The sequence below is a fragment of the Sorangium sp. So ce295 genome (assembly GCF_051527405.1).
GTDB classification, from domain to species: Bacteria; Myxococcota_A; Polyangia; order Polyangiales; family Polyangiaceae; genus Sorangium; species Sorangium cellulosum_B.
In genome coordinates this window covers 10,270,278-10,289,515 of record NZ_CP150324.1, presented here as the reverse complement: position 1 = coordinate 10,289,515, position 19,238 = coordinate 10,270,278, and the positions used below count along the sequence as shown (strand labels likewise).

The 19,238-nt window shown below is 71.1% G+C and carries 7 protein-coding genes; 3 read left to right on the top strand and 4 right to left on the bottom strand.

Features of this window, described 5'->3' with window-relative positions; genetic code table 11:
* Nucleotides 1-223 precede the first annotated feature (223 nt).
* The gene (locus WMF11_RS38990; protein ID WP_437974395.1) at nt 224-1,684 is read right to left on the bottom strand and encodes a C45 family autoproteolytic acyltransferase/hydolase; all 1,461 of its coding nucleotides are present in this window, start codon (nt 1,682-1,684) and stop codon (nt 224-226) included.
* 1 nt (nt 1,685) lies between these two features.
* Complete coding sequence (locus tag WMF11_RS38985; RefSeq protein ID WP_437974394.1) at nt 1,686-2,510, bottom strand: glycosyltransferase family 2 protein; 825 nt, start codon at nt 2,508-2,510, stop codon at nt 1,686-1,688.
* A 12-nt stretch (nt 2,511-2,522) separates the two neighbouring features.
* Here WMF11_RS38985 and WMF11_RS38980 point away from each other — a divergent pair, with 12 nt between their 5' ends.
* Together WMF11_RS38980 and WMF11_RS38975 are read left to right on the top strand one after the other, a co-directional pair.
* Entirely contained in the window at nt 2,523-3,848 is a 1,326-nt protein-coding gene (locus WMF11_RS38980) for an MFS transporter (protein WP_437974393.1), read from the top strand.
* Nucleotides 3,849-3,860: 12 nt separating this feature from the next.
* Nucleotides 3,861-4,844 (top strand): phosphotransferase enzyme family protein, encoded by a 984-nt coding sequence (locus tag WMF11_RS38975; RefSeq protein WP_437974392.1) that lies wholly within the window; start codon nt 3,861-3,863, stop codon nt 4,842-4,844.
* Nucleotides 4,845-5,326: 482 nt separating this feature from the next.
* Here the strand turns inward: WMF11_RS38975 and WMF11_RS38970 are convergent, their stop codons facing one another.
* Together WMF11_RS38970 and WMF11_RS38965 are read right to left on the bottom strand one after the other, a co-directional pair.
* Nucleotides 5,327-7,033, bottom strand: coding sequence for an adenylate/guanylate cyclase domain-containing protein (locus WMF11_RS38970; RefSeq protein WP_437974391.1), 1,707 nt, complete (start codon nt 7,031-7,033; stop codon nt 5,327-5,329).
* Nucleotides 7,034-7,500: 467 nt separating this feature from the next.
* Nucleotides 7,501-8,313, bottom strand: a complete 813-nt coding sequence (locus tag WMF11_RS38965) for a hypothetical protein (RefSeq protein ID WP_437904199.1) — start codon at nt 8,311-8,313, stop codon at nt 7,501-7,503.
* Between the two features lie 335 nt (nt 8,314-8,648).
* On the opposite strand from WMF11_RS38965, the gene WMF11_RS38960 reads away from it, so the two are divergent.
* On the top strand, nt 8,649-19,232 hold the full coding sequence (locus tag WMF11_RS38960; RefSeq protein WP_437974390.1) for a SpvB/TcaC N-terminal domain-containing protein: 10,584 nt from the start codon (nt 8,649-8,651) through the stop codon (nt 19,230-19,232).
* Nucleotides 19,233-19,238: the final 6 nt, after the last annotated feature.

Below are 19,238 nucleotides of genomic sequence, written 5' to 3'. Positions count from 1 at the left end.
CGCGCCGGGTGTGTCGCCGCTGCGCTGCGGGGAGGATCCTCGCGGGCGCGGCGCTTTCGTGCTCGCTGTGGGATGAGGCGCGTCCCGGGCGCGGGGCTGTCGCGCTCGCTCGCCACGCTTGCCACCTCCGCGTCACGGCATGGAGGCGGCGCCGCCGCGCTTGCGCGAGGGACGGAGCGGTTATTTGGTTGCGTCTGTTTATTTAAGGATTGTCGTTGCTTATTTAAGGATTGTCGTTGCCGCGCTCCCCGCCTTCGTGGGGTGAGCCCGCGCGCTCCCAGGCGGCGTAGTCGCCGCTCGTGAGCAGCGGATCCTCGGGCATGGCGTCGGGCTCGGCGGTGTCGAGCGCCGGGTCGAACGTGGGGCTGAGCAGCCGGGTGAGGTCGAAGCGCAGGAAGCGGCCCGCGAGGTGGGGGCCTTCGCTGACCCAGAGGACGCGCGCCGTGGCGTCCATGACGACCCCGTGGGTGGCGATGAGCGCGTCGATCGCGCGCCGGTCGCCGAGCGGCAGGGGCGCGCCGCCGCGCCCGCGCCGGTCGCGCAGGACGTCGATCGCCGCCTCGATCGTCGCGCCCTCGGGCAACGCCGCGAGCCGCTCGTCGAGGCGGTCGCGCCGCGGGCGGGTCGAGGTCTCGGCCTGGACGCGGAGGTTGCGCGGATCGCCCGCGAGCGGCCCCTCGAAGTGGTTGGTGAGCGGGACCTTGCCGCGGCCCCGGCGCGCGTGCAGCGGCGCGCCGGGCGCCCGCTCGGCGATCGCCGCCTCGCCGCCCGCGTCGACGAGCATCACGAGGTGGGAGACCATCGGCGCGCGCGCCTCGAGGATCGCGAGCGCCTCGTCGACGCTCCGCGCGCGGCCGAGCACCTCGCGCATCGTGTGGACGACCGGCTCGCCTGCCGCCCGCGGCTCGCCGGCCCGCCCGCCGTGGACGACGAGCGCGAGGCCCGCGGCGTTCATCCCCGTCACCGCGCCGATCAGGCCGGGCCAGGACACCGAGGCGTACGGGATCTTCCCCTGCTCGTGGACGAGGAACACCGCCTTGCCCTCGTCGAAGACGGGCCCGGCCTCGAAGTCGAAGTTGCGGGCGAGCACCGCGTGCCCGTCCGCCGAGGCCGTCCCGGTGAGCGCGAAGCTCGTGCAGCCGATGAGCGGCGAGTGCTCGAACGAGAGCGCGATGTCGTAGAGCGACTGGAGGAAGACGAAGCGGTGGTACGTGGGGAGGACGCCGTCGAACGGGTCGGGCGAGAAGGCGCGGGCCTGCGCGGCGATCTCGCGCCGCACGCCGTCGGTCATGCCCTCGTCGACGCCGCGGAACTCGAGGCGCGACAGGTCCATGATGAGCCACCGGAGCGGGGCGACCGGCACGTAGTGGTGGAACTGCTCGTAGAGGGTCCCCTCGTTCTTGACCATCTCCGGGTAGAAGAGCCGCCCGTGCTGGTGCCCGATCTCCTCCGGCGACCCGGAGAGGCGCGCCTCGAGGATCCGCCCGCGAGGGCGCACGTAGGCCGGGCCGAGCACGCGCAGCCCCCCCGGCCTCGCCTCGGGCTCGCCGGCGGCCGCGCGGATCGGGGGCGGCTCGATCCGCGTCGCGGCGGCGATGCCGAGGTGCGCGAGGACCGGCGCGGCGAGGAGCGCGGCGGCCGCGAGGAGCTTGCGGCGGTGGCGTGCGAGGCGCGGCGGCCGCAAATCAGGGAGGCGCCGTCGCCGGCTGCCGCGGGTGGGGGTCGAGCTCCGTGGCGAGCGCGCTCGCCGCGGCCGGGCGGACGGGGTCGGGGGCCAGCACCGGCTCGGTCGGCACGTGGCGGAGCCCGCGCGTGAGCGCGAGCGTCGCCACCACCCGGCGGATGATCCGCGCCGGATCGCGCACGCTGTCGAAGTGGGTGAGCCGCTCGCCCTCGGGCGGGTAGATGACCCGGATCGGCGCCTCGACAAGGCGGACGCCGGCGGCCACCGCGCGCAGGAGGATCTCCGCCTCGAAGGCGTACCCCTCGTCGCGGGCGCCGAGCGACAGCGTCGTCCGGAGCGGGTAGCGGCGCAGGCCGCACTGGGTGTCCGCGAAGGGGCGGCCGGCGAAGAGGGAGAGGAAGAAGTTCGAGATCCGGTTCGACATCTGGTTCGCGCGCGGCGCGCCTGCGCCCACGAGATCCCGGATGCCGAGCACCAGCGCCTCGGGGTCGGCGTCGGCCTCGATGAGGCGCCGCGCCTCCTCCGGCGGGTGCTGTCCGTCCGCGTCGATCGTGACCGCGACGTCGAAGCCTGCGGCGAGGGCGAACTCCATCCCGGTGCGCAGGGCGGCGCCCTTGCCCAGGTTCTCCGGGTGGCTCAGCACCGTGGCGCCCGCCGCGCGCGCCCGCTCGGCCGTCCTGTCGCTCGACCCGTCGTCCACCACGATGACGGTGCCGGCCAGGCCGTGGACCCGGAGCGCCTCCCGTGTGACGTCCCCCACGTTGCGCTCGGCCTGGTAGGCGGGAATGATGGCGCAGATCCGCATGAGACAGAGCGCGATTAGCATGGTGTGCCCTGGATGAACAGCGGCAGGCGCCCGGAGCGCCGTCCTGGCCTGTTCCTGCTCCGTTGCCGTCCTGCGTTCCGTCGCGTCTGGATGAGCGAGGTCGTCTCGCTGCTGGGCGACTGGATGAGCTTCGTCGCTGTGAGCCTGCTCGCGCTGGGGGGCGAGGGGGGCGGGGTCGTGGCGCTCGCGCTGGTGATGGTGGGGCATCACCTCCCCATCGCGCTGTTCGCGCCGGTGGCGGGGGTGCTTGCGGACCGGCTGGATCGGCGGTGGCTGCTCGTCGCGACGAGCGTGGCGCAGGGCGCGCTCACGCTCGGGATGCTGGGGGCCGCGGTCGCCGGCAGCGTGGTCGGGGTGCAGGTCCTCGTCTTCGCGCGCGCGTCGGTGGGCGCGCTGCGCTTGCCGGCGCAGAGCGCGGTGCTGCGCCATGTGGTCGAGGAGGACGAGCTGCTCGAGGCGAACGCGATCACGTCGGCGACGTGGAGCGTCATGTTCGCGGTCGGGATGGCGGTCGGGGGCCTGATCGCGGGGCTCGGCCCTGCGGCGGCGCTCGCCCTGGACGCGGCGTCGTTCGGCCTGGCGGCGCTGTTCCTCCGGGGGCTCCCCCCGATGGTGGCGGAGGGGCGGCCGTCGGAGGGCGGCATGCTGTCGGCGCTCGCGTCGGTGCGCCGCGACATGGTCCTCGCGTGGCGGCACGCGTGGGAGCGGCCTCCGCTGCTCGCCGCGGTGCTCGCGAAGACGCCGGTCCACATGGCGAACGGCGGGGCGCTCCTCTTGCTCAACCTGGTCGCGACGCAGCTCCCCTTCGCGGGCACGGGCGCGCTCACGCTGGGCGTCCTCCAGTGCGTGCGCGGCGCGGGCACCGGGGTCGGCCCGCTGGTCGGCGTCGCGCTGGTCCGCCGCGGCCTGCGGGGCGAGCTCGCGGCGACCGGGGCCGTCTGGGTCACGTTCGGGGCGATCGCGGTGTTCGCGGTGACCCGCCACCCGGCGGCGCTGCTCGCGGTCGTGCTCGTGTGGGGCCTGGGCAGCGGGGCGAACTGGGTGCTGTCGAGCACGGAGATCCAGCGGCTCTCGCCGGATCGTTTCGTCGGCCGGCTCTCGGCCGCCGACAACCTGGCCCTCACGGTGGGCCTGTGCGGGACGTTGCTCGGCGGGGCGTTCCTGGTGGAGCGCGCCGGCGCGCCCGCGGCGTCCGCCTGGCTCGGCCTCGGCGCTGGCGTCGTCACGTGGCTCGGGGCGCAGTGGATGCTGCGCCGGCGGGCCGCGGCGGTCCCGGCGGTCCCGGCGGTCTCGGCGGTCTCGACGCCTCCCTTGCCCCCCGAGACCGAGCGCAGCTAGCCTCCCGCCCCGATGATCCCGGACGTGTGGGCGCCCCTGAGCGGCCTCTCCGTGCGCCGCTGCGAGGACGAGGGCCTCATCAACGGCACCTGGCTGGCAGGCGACCCTCCGCGGTACGTGGTCCAGCGGGTGAGCCCCATCTTCGCCCCGGAGGTCCACGACGACATCGAGGCGGTGACGGCGCACCTGGCGGCCCGCGGCCTCGCGACGCCGCGGCTGCTGCGCGCCGGCGACGGCGCCCTGTGCGCGCGCGATGCTGACGGGGCGGTGTGGCGGGTGATGGACTTCGTCCCTGGCCGGACGCACCACCGGGTCGGCTCTCCTGTGCTGGCGCGCGCCGCGGGGGAGCTCGCGGCCCGGTTTCACCGGGCGGTGGACGATCTCGAGCACGTGTACCGCCACGTCCGCGCCGGCGCGCACGACACGGCGCTCCACATGGAGCGGCTGAACGGCGCGGCCACCGGGGGCGAGGGGCGGCGGCTGGCGGACGCCATCCTCGACGCGTTTCGCACGTGGCGGGGGCGGCTCGACCTGCCGGTCCGGCACTGCCACGGCGACCTCAAGATCTCGAACCTGCGCTTCTCCGAGGCGGGGGAGGGGATCTGCCTGCTCGACCTCGACACGCTGGCGCTGCAGTCGATCGACGTGGAGCTCGGCGACGCGTGGCGGTCGTGGTGCAACCCGGTCGGGGAGGACTCGACCGAGACGCGCTTCGATCTCGAGGTCTTCGCCGCCGCGGTGGCGGGCTACCGCGACGCGAGGCCGTTCGGGGCGGAGGAGCGGGAGGCGCTCGTCGACGCGGCGGAGCGGATCGCGCTGGAGCTCGCGGCGAGGTTCTGCCGGGATGCGTTCGAGGACCGGTATTTCGGCTGGGACCCGTCGCGCTTCCCGACGCGGGTCGCGCACAACCTGTACCGGGCGGCGGGTCAGCTCTCGCTGGCGCGCTCGGCGCGGCGCCAGCGCGGGGAGATTGCGCGGTTGCTCGCGGGGGGGTGACGAGCGCCGCTGCGCGGGAGCGGGCGCGCATGTCGGGAGATGGGCCGTGCCTGGCCGAATGTGCCTGAGCCACCGCCGGACCGAACTCGCGCTCGATGAACGCGACCACCTCGGGCTGAGTGCAGCGTGGATGGTCGACGAGCCACCGCGCGAAGCGCGGTCAGCACCGGCGGTTCGTTGGGCGGGAGACAGAGAAAGAGAGAGTTCACAGGGAGACGGGGAGACGGGGAGGAGAGAGATATATACAGACCAAGGTGGAGGAGAGGTGAGCCTGACGGTTCGAACGACTGATCCCCATCTCTCGTCTCCCCGCCTCCCCGCCTCCCTGTGAATCTTTCCTTCTTCCTTTTCGCCCAACATGCATTGAGGCGGAAGTCGTCGCTGAACGCTCCGAAGGGCTCGGAGGTGTTTGGTGCTAGCCCGCGGTCACGCGCACCCCCGCCGCGCCGAGCGCCTTGACGCGCTATCGTCCCAGGCGCTCGTCAGAGATCCGCCACCGCGTAGGTCATCACCGGCTGCACGCGGCCTTTGACCGTGATCTCGCTGATGGGACGTGTGTTGAAGACGTCCTTCACGAGGAGGTGCGTGTCCTCGCTGAGGAGCACGCTCACGCCGAGCTCCTTGGTCGCGCTCTCCAGGCGCGAGGCGAGGTTCACGGCGTCGCCGATGACGGTGTACTCCATCCGCGCTTCACTGCCGATGTTGCCTGCGACGACCTCGCCGGTGTGGATCCCGACGCCGGTCTTCAGCGCCGGGATCCCCCGCTTTGCGAGTCGCTCGTTGAAGCGCTCGAGCGCGGCGCGCATGCGGACGGCGGCGCGCACGGCGCGCACGGCGTCGTTCGGCCTGGGGACGGGCGCGCCGAACACCGCCATGATCGCGTCGCCGATGTACTTGTCGACGACCCCGCCCTCGTCGAGGATGATGGCCACCATCTCGGTGAAATACTCGTTGAGGAGCCCCACGAGCTCATGGGCGTTCATCCTCTCGCTGATCGTCGTGAAGCTCCGGATATCGCAGAAGAGGATAGAGACGGTGAGCGTCTCGCCGCCGAGCTGCACCTTGCCGGCGAGCAGGTGCTCGAGCACGGATTCGGTCATGTACTTGCCGAAGGTGCTGCGGAGCTTGTCGCGCTCCTTGAGGCCGTCGACCATCGAGTTGAAGCCGGTCGCGAGATCCTCCAGCTCGTCGCCGGTCTTCACCGCCTCCACATGGACGTACTGCTGTTGCTCGAGGTGCTTCAGGGCGACGTTCACGCGGGAGAGCGCGCGCGACATCGTGCTTGCGAGGCGCGCGCCGAGGACCAGCGAGAAGAGCGCCGCGACGGTGAGCACGCCGGCCGCGAACATCAGGTTCTGGCGCACGATGTTGCGGACGTCGCTCACGTCGAGCGCCATGACGATCGAAAAATCGCCGGCCTTGCCCCGGAGCGATCGGGGCGCGAACCGGGAGAGGGCCCACAGCGAGCTCGCGTCCTCGACGATCGTGGGGTGGGTCTCGTCGCCGATGACGGCGCCCTGGAGCAGCTCGGTCGGGAAGCGCGCCGTGCCCGTGACCCTCTTGCCCGACGGATCGACGAGCGCGATCTCCACGCCGAGCTTCGTCGCCACCTCGTCGAAGTAGGTGTGATCGATGGGGATGCAGGCGAGCAGCGATCCGGCGTCGCTCCTCGCATGCTGGGCGATCATGTACGCGGGCGGCGAGCCTGGCTGTCCATCGCACCCATGGACGAGCACGTCCCGCAGGTCGTCCATCTCGGCGAGGCCCGAGAGGCCCTCGGTGAGCCCGGGGACCTCGTCCGTGCTCGGCGGCGGCGCATCGAGCCCCCTGGCCGCGACCCGATTGCCGAGCTCATCGAAGGCGACGATGGCGACGTTGGGATGGGCGGCGGTGACGGCCTCGAGCGCCGTCTCCACGGCCGTCTCGTTCCGCAGCCGGAGCCCCTCGACCAGCTCGCGCGTTCGAGACGCCTGGCGTGAGGTCGCCGAGATGGCGCGCTGCTGCTGCCTGAGCTCCAGCCGGAAGTTGCGGATCGCCTGCGGGACGCGCTCGCTGATCTGCGCGAGGAGCTGCCGGTGCATCACCCACGAGAGCACGGGGAGGGCCGCGAGGGTCGCGAGCGAAGAGAGCGCGACGAGGACGGTGAGCTTGGCGCGCACGGTGCTGAGGCGGAACATGAAGACCTTCATCAAAGCAAAGTCGGCTTCCGGTGGACAGCGCGTCGACATGTCGACCTGACGTCGAAGTTCGAGCGCTCCTTGAAGGAGACCAGAAGGGCCTCGGTGTAGACGGCCAAGATGTAGCGGGCATTGGTGATGAACGTAGCGGTGCGCGTCAGCACATCTGTGAACGCGCTGCGCGCGCGGCTGTTGGCGGGGGGTGAGCGAGGCGGCGCGGGCGCTGCTGGGCCTTCCGGCGGTATGTCCGACATGGGGAAGTGCCTGCTGGCCGATGCGCCCGGGGAGGTCCGACATGGGCGGGCGCCTGCTCCGTCTCGGCTCCCGGGATGTCGCGACATGGGCGGGTGCCTCGCCGAGCAGGCCGCCGGGGATATCAGACATCGGCGGGTGCCTCGCCGAGCAGGCTGCCGGGTGTGTCGGACATCGACGGGTGCCTCGCCGCTCACGCCCCCGGCATGTCGCCGCGAGCGGTCCGGCTACAGCTCGGGATCGGCGCTTACTACGGGCGCGGCCGGAGCTGACGCGCTGGGCACCGTCGGCGGGCTGGGGGGCGTGGGCGGGGCCTGCTCGGGCGCCGCGCGCCCGCGCCCGATCCGCTCGCGATCGCTGTTGAGCTTGTCGACGTAGGCGAACAGCCGCGCCTCGTGGTCGGCCGGCAGCTTGCTGCCCTCTTCCTGGATCTCGTCCCGGAGCGCCTCCCGGAACCGCCCGAGCAGCCCGACGGCGGCGCCGCGGAGAGGGCCGGTGGCCGCGGCGTTCTCGCCCGTCGCGAGGAGCGTGGCGCGCCTGCGCAGCAGGCCATCGATGTCGTCTCCGGCGGCGACGAACGCCTTCACCCAGTCGTGCAGGGTCCCTCCGCCGGGGGTCGCGGCGGCCTTCAGCTCCGCCTTGAGCCGGGTCAGCTCGGGCCGGTTGTCGAGCGCCGCCGATGCCTCGTCGGCGTACGGGGCGCGGAGCACGTCGAGCTTCGGGACGAACGCCTGCTGCGCGGTCGCCGCCGCTTCCTTGAGCGCCGCCGGCAAGGCGGGGTGCGCCTCGACGGCCTTGCACAGGAAGAAGACGGCCGCCCCGAGGCCGTCATGCCGGGCGTCCGCCTCGGCGAGCTCCCTGGCGAGCGGCGCCTGCGTGCCCGCGGCGTCGGGGATCGCGTCGATCTCCTTCTGCTTCGCCCTGAGCCGCGGCTCATACAGCTTGCCTGTCGCCGACAGGCGCAGCTCATCGGCCTTGTCGGTCAAGAGATCGCGCAGCGCGAGCTTCAGGTCCCCTATCGTGAGATTGCGCAAGGTCACCTCCGTGAACGGCGTGATCGGCCACCCCCACGCCGCACGGGCGGTCGAGAGGGCGAGCCAAGGAGTGTTGCTTGAGCGTCACAGGATAATGAACTTCTCCGCACCCGGTAGTCCGAATTCGATGGCTCAGAGGTGCAGCGCCTTCGGGTGCGCTGAAATCGTGCTGGGAACCGGCCGAGCTTGGCGCCTTTCGTGGCGAGACCGCCCCGTCTGTTATCGTTTGTAATTGCTATTTACGATGCCGTTTGCTCCCTTCGCGCCCGCGGAGGCAAGCGATGACGTCCGGGTGGGTGAGACGGGTATGGCGGCGGTGCGCGGGTTGCGTTCTCTTGCTCATGGTGGTGAGCGCGCCCCTCGGTGCGTGGGCTCAAGCGTTGACGCTGCGCCGGATAGGCGATCCCTTGCGCGCGCGGCTCACCGGCGCTCGCGGCGGCGCCGAGCCCGCGGCGGCGCTCGCCGGGGACGCCGCCTTGCTCGCGAGCGCGGCAGAACCCGCAGGCGGCCCCGACGGCCTCGCCGTGGTCCCGATGGTGGCCTTGCCAGCGGACGTTCGCGCCGATGGCGCCGGCCCGGGGGCGGACCCGTGGGTCCTGTTCGACGGCCGCGGCGATACGGGGCTTCGCAGCGAGACCGGGGAGAAGGTGCGGATCCGGGTCTCGTTTCCGCAGCCCACCGCGCTGGAGGCGCTCGCGCTGTACGGGCGCAGCGAGGGCGCGCTCACGGTCCGTGCGGAGGACGGCGCCGAGCTTCAGGCCGTCTCCGGCCTCGCCGACGTGCCGCTCCACGACACGGGCGAGCGCTGGACGCGCCTTCCCATGGCGGTCACGGCCCAGCACGTCGTCCTCGAGTGGCTTCCTTCGGGCGAGCGCGGGCCGCAGGAGATCCTGTTCTGGAGCGCCGGCGCGCCCACGCGCGGCCTCTCGGAGGTGGAGCTCGCCGATCGCGTGCTCGCAGGGCGGCTCGCCGGGGCTTACCAGTTCGCTGCGACGTCGGAGCGGGCCACAGTGACGCGCACGGGCGGCGAGCAATCGCTGTCGCTCCATGTGGACACCGATCCACGGGCGCTCGCGCGCGCGTTCCTCGTCTACCAGCTGGAGGGCCGCGGGCACTGGTCGAGCGTGAACCGGCAGATCAACGGCACGGCCCCGCGCGGCGGCTCCCTGGCGGCAGCGCCCGCGACCGGAGGTCTGCAAGTGGAGGAGATCGCGCCCGCGTGGCTGAGGCGCGGCGAGAACGTGGTGCGGTTCCGGCCCTCCGCGGAGCAGGAGCACGGATTCACCGTGAGCGCGCTGCGGGTGGTCGGGATCCCGCACGCCGGTGTGGTCGAGGCGCGTCCCGCTGCCGAGGCGCGCGCCCGGCCGGCCGGCGGCGAGCGCGCGCCTCGCACGGAGGCGCTGAGCCTCGATTTCGGCGCGCGCGTGGCGCCGCACGCGCTCCTCTTCCAGCTGAGCAGCGCGGGCGCCGGGGAGCTCCGGATCGCGCCCAGCGAAGGAGCCGAGGGGCTGCGCTTCGACCTGAAGGACCTGCCGCCGGGCTGGCACCGGTTCGATCTCCCGCACTCAGCGAGCTGGCCGGGGGCGGCCTCCGTGCAGATCGCGCGGGCGAAGGGGAGCCACGCCGAGGTGTCGGACGTCGCTGTGGTGGCGAGCCCCGTCCCCTCCCGCGCGCGGCGGATCGCGCTGAGCACGCCGCTGCACGGCGAGTGCGCCGAGGGGAGAGCCCTTGTGCGCGGGTTCCTCGATCTGGCCGGCGAGGACGCGTCGCGAGCACGGCTGTTCGCCGGCCCGGAGCCGGTGACGCTGGGCGACGACGGCAGCTTCGAGCTCACGCTCCCGGAGCCCGAGGGGGCGAGTCACCGGACGTGGACGGCGCGCCTCGAGGCGCGGATCGAGGACGGCACACGCCTCGGTCGCGAGCTCGATCTCGGTCCGTGCGCCGCGGGCGCCGCCCCGAGCGGGCTCGTCGTGGACCACGGCGCGCCCTATGGCGCGGTGGTGAGCCCGGACAAGGGCGCGGTGCTCTCGTTCGCGGGCGCCACGCTCGATATCCCGCCTGACGCGCTGGAAGAGACGACGCGCATCACGATCCGCCCGCTGATGCCCGTCCAGGTGCAGCCGATGGGGCGCGCGATGCGCAATGTGACGCCCGAGGGGCGCGCGTTCCGCTTCGGCCCGCACGGGCTCAAGTTCAAGAAGCCGGTGAAGCTGACGTTGCCTGTCGACGCCGCAGCGATCCCGAGCGGCGCCAGGGCCAGGGAGATCTTCGGTTTCTACTTCGACGAGACGGTTCAGCGATGGACGAAGCTCGGGCGCGTCGAGGAGGGCGGGGCCCGGGAGCTCACGAGCCTGACGGATCACTTCACCGATTTCGTCAACGCGGCGATCTCCATGCCGGATCAGCCGGGCGCGCAGTCGTTCGATCCCAACGCGATGAAGGGGATCCAGCTCGCGAGCCCGTCTGCGGGCGTGTCGTTCATCGAGCCGCCGGAGGCGAACGGCCGGGGCACGGCGCAGCTGTCGTTCCCGATCGAGGTGCCGCCGGGCCGGCACGGCATCGCGCCGGATCTGGCGGTCACGTACGAGAGCGAGCTGGGCAATGGCTGGCTCGGCGTGGGGTGGGATCTGCGCGTCTCGGCGATCGAGATCGACACGCGGTTCGGCGTGTGGCGGTACACGGGCGACGAGCTCTACACGCTCGACGGCCAGATGCTGCGGGCCATCCCCGGTCAGCCGGGCAGGTACGAGCGGCGCGTCGAGGGCGCCTTCGATCGCATCGAGCGACTCGGGGCCGATCCCAAGAGCTTTCACTGGGTGGTCACCGACAAGGACGGCACCCGGTATACCTACGGGCAGAGCGCGGGCGCGCGCCTTACGGACCGGTCCAGCGAGGTCGGGATCTTCCGCTGGAACCTGGAGCTGGTGGAAGACACGTTCGGCAACCGGATGCGGATCTCGTACTTCAAGGACGCGCCCGAGGGCGAGGACTGGGTGCAGCTCTATCCGCAGCGGATCGATTACACGGAGCACGAGAGCGGCGTCCCTGGAGCGCACTATCACGTGGTCTTCTCCGTGGACGACGGAGCGCAGCGGAGAGACGTCGTGAGCTCGGCGCGCGCTGGCTTCGAGGTGCGGACGACGCGGAGGCTTACGCGCGTCGACGTGACCATGGGTCAGGCGCCCGGCGCCGAGGAGATCATCCGGAGCTATCTCTTCGCGTACGACACGCCGGACGCGCGGCACCATCACAAGTCGTTGCTGAAGAGCATCGCTGTCCACGGAAACGGCGGTGAGGAGCCGCTCTACGAGCACAGCTTCGAGTATTTCGGCCTCGAGCAACAGGACGGCGAGCTCCAGGTGTTCTCGGCGCCGACGGAGTGGAGCCGCCCGGCGGAAGGGCGCGATGGTCTCGGGGCCACGAGCTCAATCGAAGGGGGGCTCAGCGCGTTCGTCGGCGTGGGGCCGACGGTGTGTGATCCGCACGCCGGGCTGGGGGTCTCCGTCTCGTTCGGGGCGGACGATGAGGACGTCGCGTTCACGGACATCAACGGCGACGGGCTCCCGGATTTCGTGGGCAGCAACGGCGTCTGGCTGAACTCGCTCCCGGATCGGTCGAGCGGAAACGCGTTCTCGCCGGAGAGCGTGGGCAGCACGCACCAGATCACGGCCGGCCTGCAGGGGGCGATGCACCTGTTCCAGGAGCTCGGAGGGTATGGTCTCAACCGCGCCTGGAGCACCGCGACCGCGCAGAGCCTGCTGCTCGACATCAACGGGGATGGCTTCCCGGAGCTGCTGGATGGGAGCGGGGCGACGCTGAACCCGAACAACGCGCGGCTGGGGCCGGGCGCTCGCGGCGCCGGGTTCACGATCGACGAGGATTTCAGCGATGGCGAGCAGGTCGAGGCGCTCCGCAACGCGTTCTACCGGACCAGCGCGCTGGTGAAATGGACGCCGCCGATCGACGGTATCGTCGTCATCAGCGGCGGCGTGTCGCTGGCCGGGGGCGGCGCGGGAGACGGGGTGATGGCGTCGATCACGAAGACGACGCCGGCGCCGCGGCCGAATGACAAGCTGCACCGCGACCACCAGCTGCTCTGGCAGAGGGACATCGGGCCGAGCGATCCTGCGTGTGTCCCCGAGGGCCAGGCGGGGTGCGGGAGCGGCGTCCGCGTTCGCGTCCGTCCGACGGATGCGCTCTATTTCCGCGTGGACCCGAAGGAGGACATCGAGGGCGACATCACGCGCTGGAACCCGCGCATCGGTTATGCGGAGCTCTGCCTGTCGGACTCCTGCCGGCCGTTGCTTCCGCGCGACATCATGCGCCCCGACGCGCTCGGGCGTCCGATGTACACCTATACCTTCGCGGACGACTTCTCCGTGCTCGACCGGAGCGTGCCGGGCTGGGCCGCGGGGGCGGACGGGCAGGTCACGGTGCAGGCGAGCTTCGTCCGGACTGACGTGCTCGATGCGTTCGATGTGCGGCTCGTGCGCCAGGACGTCGACTCGGGGCAGAGCATCGAGCTCCATCAGACCAGGGTGTCCGGCGCGCAGCTCGGCACCGAGATCGCGTGGCAGGTGTCCGTGCTTCAGGGCGACCTCCTGTTCCTGTACGCCGAGCTCGGCGAGAACGTGGTCGACCCCTCGCGCGTGCAGTACCAGGGGTTCGCCCGGTACACCGAGGTGTGCGGCCACGACGCGGATCCGGGGAGCTGCCGCGCGGTAGGGGAGTGCGCGCCCAGGTCCGGTGGTCCGTCCGGAAAGAGGGTTTGCGGGCTCGAAGCGTTGCCCGGCGACCGCGGGCCGATCTCGGTGCCCGAGGAGTCGATCGTGGCGCCCGTGCAGCTGAGCGACAGCACGACCGGCGGGACGGCGCTTTCGCTGTCGCGGGTGGCCATGCCCGAGAGCGGGCCGGTCAGCCTGCTCGGCTCCGCCTCCAAGCGAGCGACGCAGGGGCCGGTGACCCTGCGGGTGGATCGCGGGATCGAGCGGCTGTTCCGGGAGCTGCTCGGAGCGGAGGCGATCTCGCCGGCCAGGAGCGTGCCTGGCCCGAGCGATCCGGTGGTGTTCCCGGTGACGGAGGGCGAGGAGCTCGCCTTCACGAAGTTCTTCGAGAGCGCAGCAGACATGGACACATCGCTGTCGGATCCCGGAGCGTCGGTGTCGTGGCTCCCGCAGCTCGTGTTCAACGAGACGGGGACGGTGCTGGACGTGCCCGCCGTGAACGCTCGAGCGATCCCGGATGGGAAGCTGGAAGCCCGCATGGTGGGCGGGTTCCGCGGCTTCAGCTATGGCGAGTGGACGACGGAGTACCCGTTCGACGAGAACCAGCTCCGCCGGAGGCCGGAGGAGAACAGGCCGCCTTATTTCACGCGCGTCGAGCCGCACTGGGAGGGGTACCACGCGGGCTGGTCGCCGGGCGAGGCCGGGTTTCCTCTCGTGGGCAGCGTCAGCGGCCCGGTGTTCCGGGGCTCGGGCGCGGACATGTACATCCGGGCCGGGGAGCTCAAGCCGTCGCGCGTCGGCGGCATCCGGCCGGAGGACGTGGCCAACGTCCCCGGGCTGAGGAAGAGCCACAACGGCTCGGCCTCGGGGGAGCTCGCGCTCATCGGGTCGTTCCAGGTGACGACCGGGACCACCGAGTCGAAGCTGGAGCTCGTCGACCTCAACGGCGATGGGCGGCCCGATGCCGTCACGCAGGGCGGCGTGCGCGTCCAGACGTGCGGCAGCGGCGGCCGGTGCGACGGGCAGCAGCCGGGGCAGTATGGCGCCCTGACCCTCGGGGGGCCGGGGGACATCCGGGTCATCGAGACCATGAGCGCGCGGTTCGGGTTCGGCTTCGGATCCGCGGCGTCGGTGGTCGCCGAGAAGATCGAGGCGAGCGCCGAGACCAAGGAGGTGCTCAGCGTGCTGCCCTCTCTCGGCAAGAGCTGGGGCACGTCGCAGACGACGCGCGACCTGCTCGACGTGAACGGCGACGGGCTCCCGGACAAGGTGAGGAGCGCGGGCGGTGTGCTCCATGTGCAGCTGAACCTCGGCTACCGCTTCGGGGACGAGCGCGCCTGGGCGGCGCTCGATCCGAGCGGCGATCCGTTCGAGCCGCTGCCGGAGGTCGACGGGGATCCGCTGACCGCGCTGAGCCGGGTCTGGTCCCCGGAGCAGCTCAAGTCGATGCGGGTGCAGGACAACACCACGAACAGCCTGCAGGTGGGTTATGCGGGGATCGGCGGCGGCATCGCGCACACGGTGAGCCGGACGCTCATCGACTTCGTGGATCTGAACGGCGACAGGCTGCCCGACCGGGTGATCAAGCAGCCTGGACAGGGCTACTACCGGGTCCGGCTCAACCTCGGCGACCGCTTCGGGCCCGAGGAGAGGTGGAGCGCCCCGGCGGTGAGCGGCGCGCTGCCGTGGGGCGTCGTGCTGGAGAAGGAGTTCACGAAGGAGATCAACGGCAGCAACGACGCGCTGTCGTTCTCGGAGACGACGGCGTTCAACGCGGGGTATGGCGTGCCGATCAAGATCCCGACGCCGTACGTGTGCATCGTGCTCGAGATCGCGGCGCAGCTCGGGTTGAGCGACGGACGGAGCGAGCTCGGATGGGAGGATGTCGACGGCGACGGGACGGCCGATCACGTGCTGAAGCTGAGCGAGGGGATGCTGCGCGAGAGCGACCCGGCGCTGCGGGCGCGGCTGAACCTGACGGGCAAGACCAACCGGCTGTCGCGCGTGGTGCGTCCGCTTGGCGGCAGCATGCGGCTGGACTATGCGCGTGAGGGCAACAAGGTGGCGTATGCGAGCAGCGCGGACGAGCTGAGCGTGGACATGCCCGGCGGCAAGTGGGTGCTGTCGCGGGTGGAGGTGGAGGACGGCATGGGCACGCCGGCCTACGTGCACACGTTCGATTACCACCAGAGCGGGTTCTACGACCGGGCGGAGCGCGAGGACTATGGCTTCGCGCAGGTGACGGCGACGCGGGAGGACGGCTCGCAGCTCGTGACGCGTTACCACAACCAGGACTATTACCGTCGCGGGCTGGTGGCCGAGGTGATCGAGCAGGACGCCGAGGGGCGGCTGTTCAGCCGGCAAGAGATGGTGTACCGGGCGCCCGGGGCGCAGGCGACGCTGACAGGCTCGTTCTTCCCCAGGGAAGAGCTGCGGACGATGGCGTGGTACGAGGGCAAGACGACGGACCCGAGCGCGCCCGGCAAACAGACGAGCGAGGAGCGGGACTGGGACGACCGCGGCAACCTCATCGGGGTGATCGAGCACGGCGAGCCAGGCACGCTGGAGGACGACGTCGCGACCACGATCCACTACGTGACGTACGACGGGCCGCACGTCGTGCGGGCGGACAGCGTCGAGGTGCGCGACAGCGCGGGGAGGCTGCTGCGCGGGCGCACGGCCGGGTACAACGAGGTGACCGGGGCGGTCGAGTGGATCACGAGCACGGTGATCGGCGGCAAGGATCCGGCGACGGGCGTGCCGTACACGGGAGACGCGTCGACGAATCCAACATGGGAGTTCTCGCACGACGCGTACGGCAACCTGGAGCAGGCGATCGAGCCGCGGCGCTTCACGCTGACGTACGAGTACGACGATGTGGCGGAGACGTACCTCTCGCGGGTGGACGACTCGTTCGGATACTTCTCGGAGACGTGGTCGGACTACCGCTACGGCGCGGTCAGCGCGGTGAGGGACGTCAACGGCCATGAGGTCCACTACGACTTCGACGCGTTCGGGCGCCTGCGGGCGGTGTTCGGTCCGGACGACCCGCCGACGGCGGCGGAGGCGACGATAGCGTTCGAGTATGCGCTCCAGCCGGGGGAGAGCGTCGCCCTGCCGGCGTGGGCGCGGACGCGGCACAAGGACGTGCAGCACCCGGGGGATCCGATCGACACGGTGACGTTCATCGACGGGCTGGACCGGGTGATCCAGACGAAGAAGGACCTGGAGAAGGATCCCGGGACGGGGGCCGCGCCGGTCGTGGGCATGAGCGTGAGCGGCCGGGTGGTGCTGGATGAGCGGGGGCGCGTCTGGCAGCAGGGGCAGCCGGTGTTCGCGACGGGGGAGGCGACGGCGTTCGTGGACGTGGCGCTGAAGCACCCGACGACGTTCGAGTACGATGTGCTCTCGCGCGTCGTCGAGCGGAGGGAACCGGACGAGGAGGCGGAGACCGGCGAGGCGGTGACGACGACGAGCTACGATATCGACGAGCTCGATGGCGTGGCGATGTTCGTGGCGACGGAGGTCGACCCGAAGGGGAAGGTGCGCAAGGCGTACCAGGACGTGGACAACGCGATCGTGGCGGTCGAGGAGCGCAATCGGCTGCGCGGGTCGGAGGCGTGGACGACGCTGATGACGCGGTACGGGTACAGCGCGGTCGACGAGCTCGTGCGGGTGACGGACACGCGCGGGAACGTGACGACGGCGGCGTACGACACGCTGGGGCGGATGGTGACGCTGACGAGCCCGGACATGGGGCGCACGGAGTGGCGCTACGACCGGTCGGGCAACGTCGGGGCGCGGCAGACGGCGAAGCTGGCAGCGGAGAGCGCGGGCAAGCTGATCCGGTACGAGTACGACTTCAACCGGCTCAGGCGGGTGAACTACCCGGACTCGACGGACGTGACGTATGTGTACGGCGCGCCGGGCGAGGCAGGCGATGATCACGGTAACCGGGCCGGGCGGCTGGTGGAGGAGCAGAGCGAGGCGGGGAAGAGGACGTTCTGGTATGATCGGCAGGGGAACGTGGCGAAGCTGGCGACGGAGTTCCCCCGGCTGCGGGAGCCGCACCGGGGACCGTACCAGGCGACGATGGAGTACGACTTCGACGCGTTCGGGCGGCTGCTGTCGCTGAAGTTCCCTGGCTCCGGGGCGGAGGTGGTGACGTACGGCTACGACCGAGGGGGCCTGGTCCGGTCGGCGGTGGGAACGAACACGCAGATCAACCCGCAGCACCCGGACGAGCCTGCGGTGACGCAGTACCTGCAGCACATCGGGTACGACGAGTTCGAGCAGCGGGTGAGGGTGGTGCACGGCAACGGGATCGCGACGTTGTATCGGTATTACGAGAAGTCGCGGCGGCTTCAGGAGATCAACGCGGACCACCGCGACCGGTACCTCGTGGAGCGGGGGCAGCCGGCGAGGGCATTCCAGCGGATGCGGTACGAGTACGACGTGGCGGGCAACCTGGAGCGCGTGCGGAACGAGGTGCCGTACGACCAGTCGATGCCGGGCTCGGTGCTGGTGGGGCCGACGACGCAGGAGTACGGGTACGACGATCTGTACCAGCTGCTCTCGGCGAGCGGGAGGTACCAGGACCGGAGAGACTGGCAGTACCGGTACCGGCTGTCGTTCGCGTACGACGAGATTGGCAACATCCTGACGAAGGACCAGGCGAGCTACCGGTACGTGCCGCAGGCGTGTCCCACGCCGGTTCCGGCTGGGTGCGACGGATGGCGCGAGGATCATGCAATCCGGGAGCAGACGTACCGGTCGGAGTACCGGTACCCGGGCCCGCAGCCGCACGCGCCGAAACGCATCGAGGAGCAGCTTGTGGCGGAGTCGATGCCGTGGCCGCGGGAGATGCGGTATGACGCGAGCGGCAACCAGACCGGCTGGACGTACCGTGGCTCGGACACGCGGGCGACGGACTGGAACGAGGAGAACCGGGTCACGCGGGTGACGCAGAACGGTCAGGTGCTGTCGCGGATGCTGTACGACGGCGACGGGGAGCGGCGGGTGCACCTGCACCACGTGAGCGGCGAGGAGGAGACGGCGTACCACGACCAGCACCTGACGCTGCGGGACGGGCGGTTCGTGACGAAGCACATCTATGCGGGGCAGACGCGGATCGCGAGCAAGATGGATCCGGACTGGTTCCGTGACCCGCCGACGCTGTACTATCACCCGGACCACCTGGGCAGCACGAGCTTCGCGTCGAACAACGAGCAGACGTTGACGCAGCGGGACGAGTACTTCCCGAGCGGAGAGCTGTGGATCGACGCGTCGGACTCGCGGTACGAGCTGAGGCGAGCGTACGTGTTCACGGGGAAGGAGCTCGACCAGGCGACGGGGCTCTACTACTTCGGGGCGCGGTACTACGACCCGAGGAGCAGTGTGTGGCTGAGCCCGGATCCGATCCTGGACGAGTACATGGACGGAGGGCCGAGCGGAGGGGTGTTTAACCCGGGGAACCTGGGGCTGTACAGCTACACGCTGAACAACCCGGTGAACCTGGTCGACCCGGATGGGCGGCAGGCGCAAGGAGGACACCGGAACTTCCCGCCTGGGGCCAATGGGTGCAGGCACCCGAGCTGCTTCAACGGGCCGGCGGGGCAAAAGTACCACCAGGAGCAGATGCTGCAGCGGATGAACGCTGGAGCTGCGGCGGCGGGTCGCACGTCTCGCGGTATCGGGGACGGCATGCGCCGGCTGCTGTTCAGGTTCGTCATGCAGCAGCAGCAGACTGCTCGGCCGCCGGCACAGCCAGCCGCCGCGCCGGCGCAACCGCCGCAGGCGGCACCGCCGGCGAAACCGGCGCAGCCTGCGCCTGGGGCGAAACCGCCCCAGGGGGCGGAGGCGGCGAAGCCGCCGCAGGCGGCACCAAAGGGAGGAGGATGGGCTCCGCCGGCCGAGGCTTCAGCGAAAATCCCAGGGTCGTGGGGGGCGGCGAATCCGACAAAGAAGGGAGTTGGCGTGAGATGGCAAGATCCGAAAAACCAGGGGAACGGAGTCCGGATCGATCGTGGTAACCCGAACAATAGCCAATCGCTGCAGCAGGTAGATCATGTTGTGGTTAATTCGAATGGGCGGATTATTGGGCCTGACGGGAAGCCGATTCCAGGTCCTCTGAGCGAGCATCCCAATGCGCATATCCCACTTTCGGACTGGTTGAAGTGGAAAAGCTGGAATGCGCCTTGAACGGTG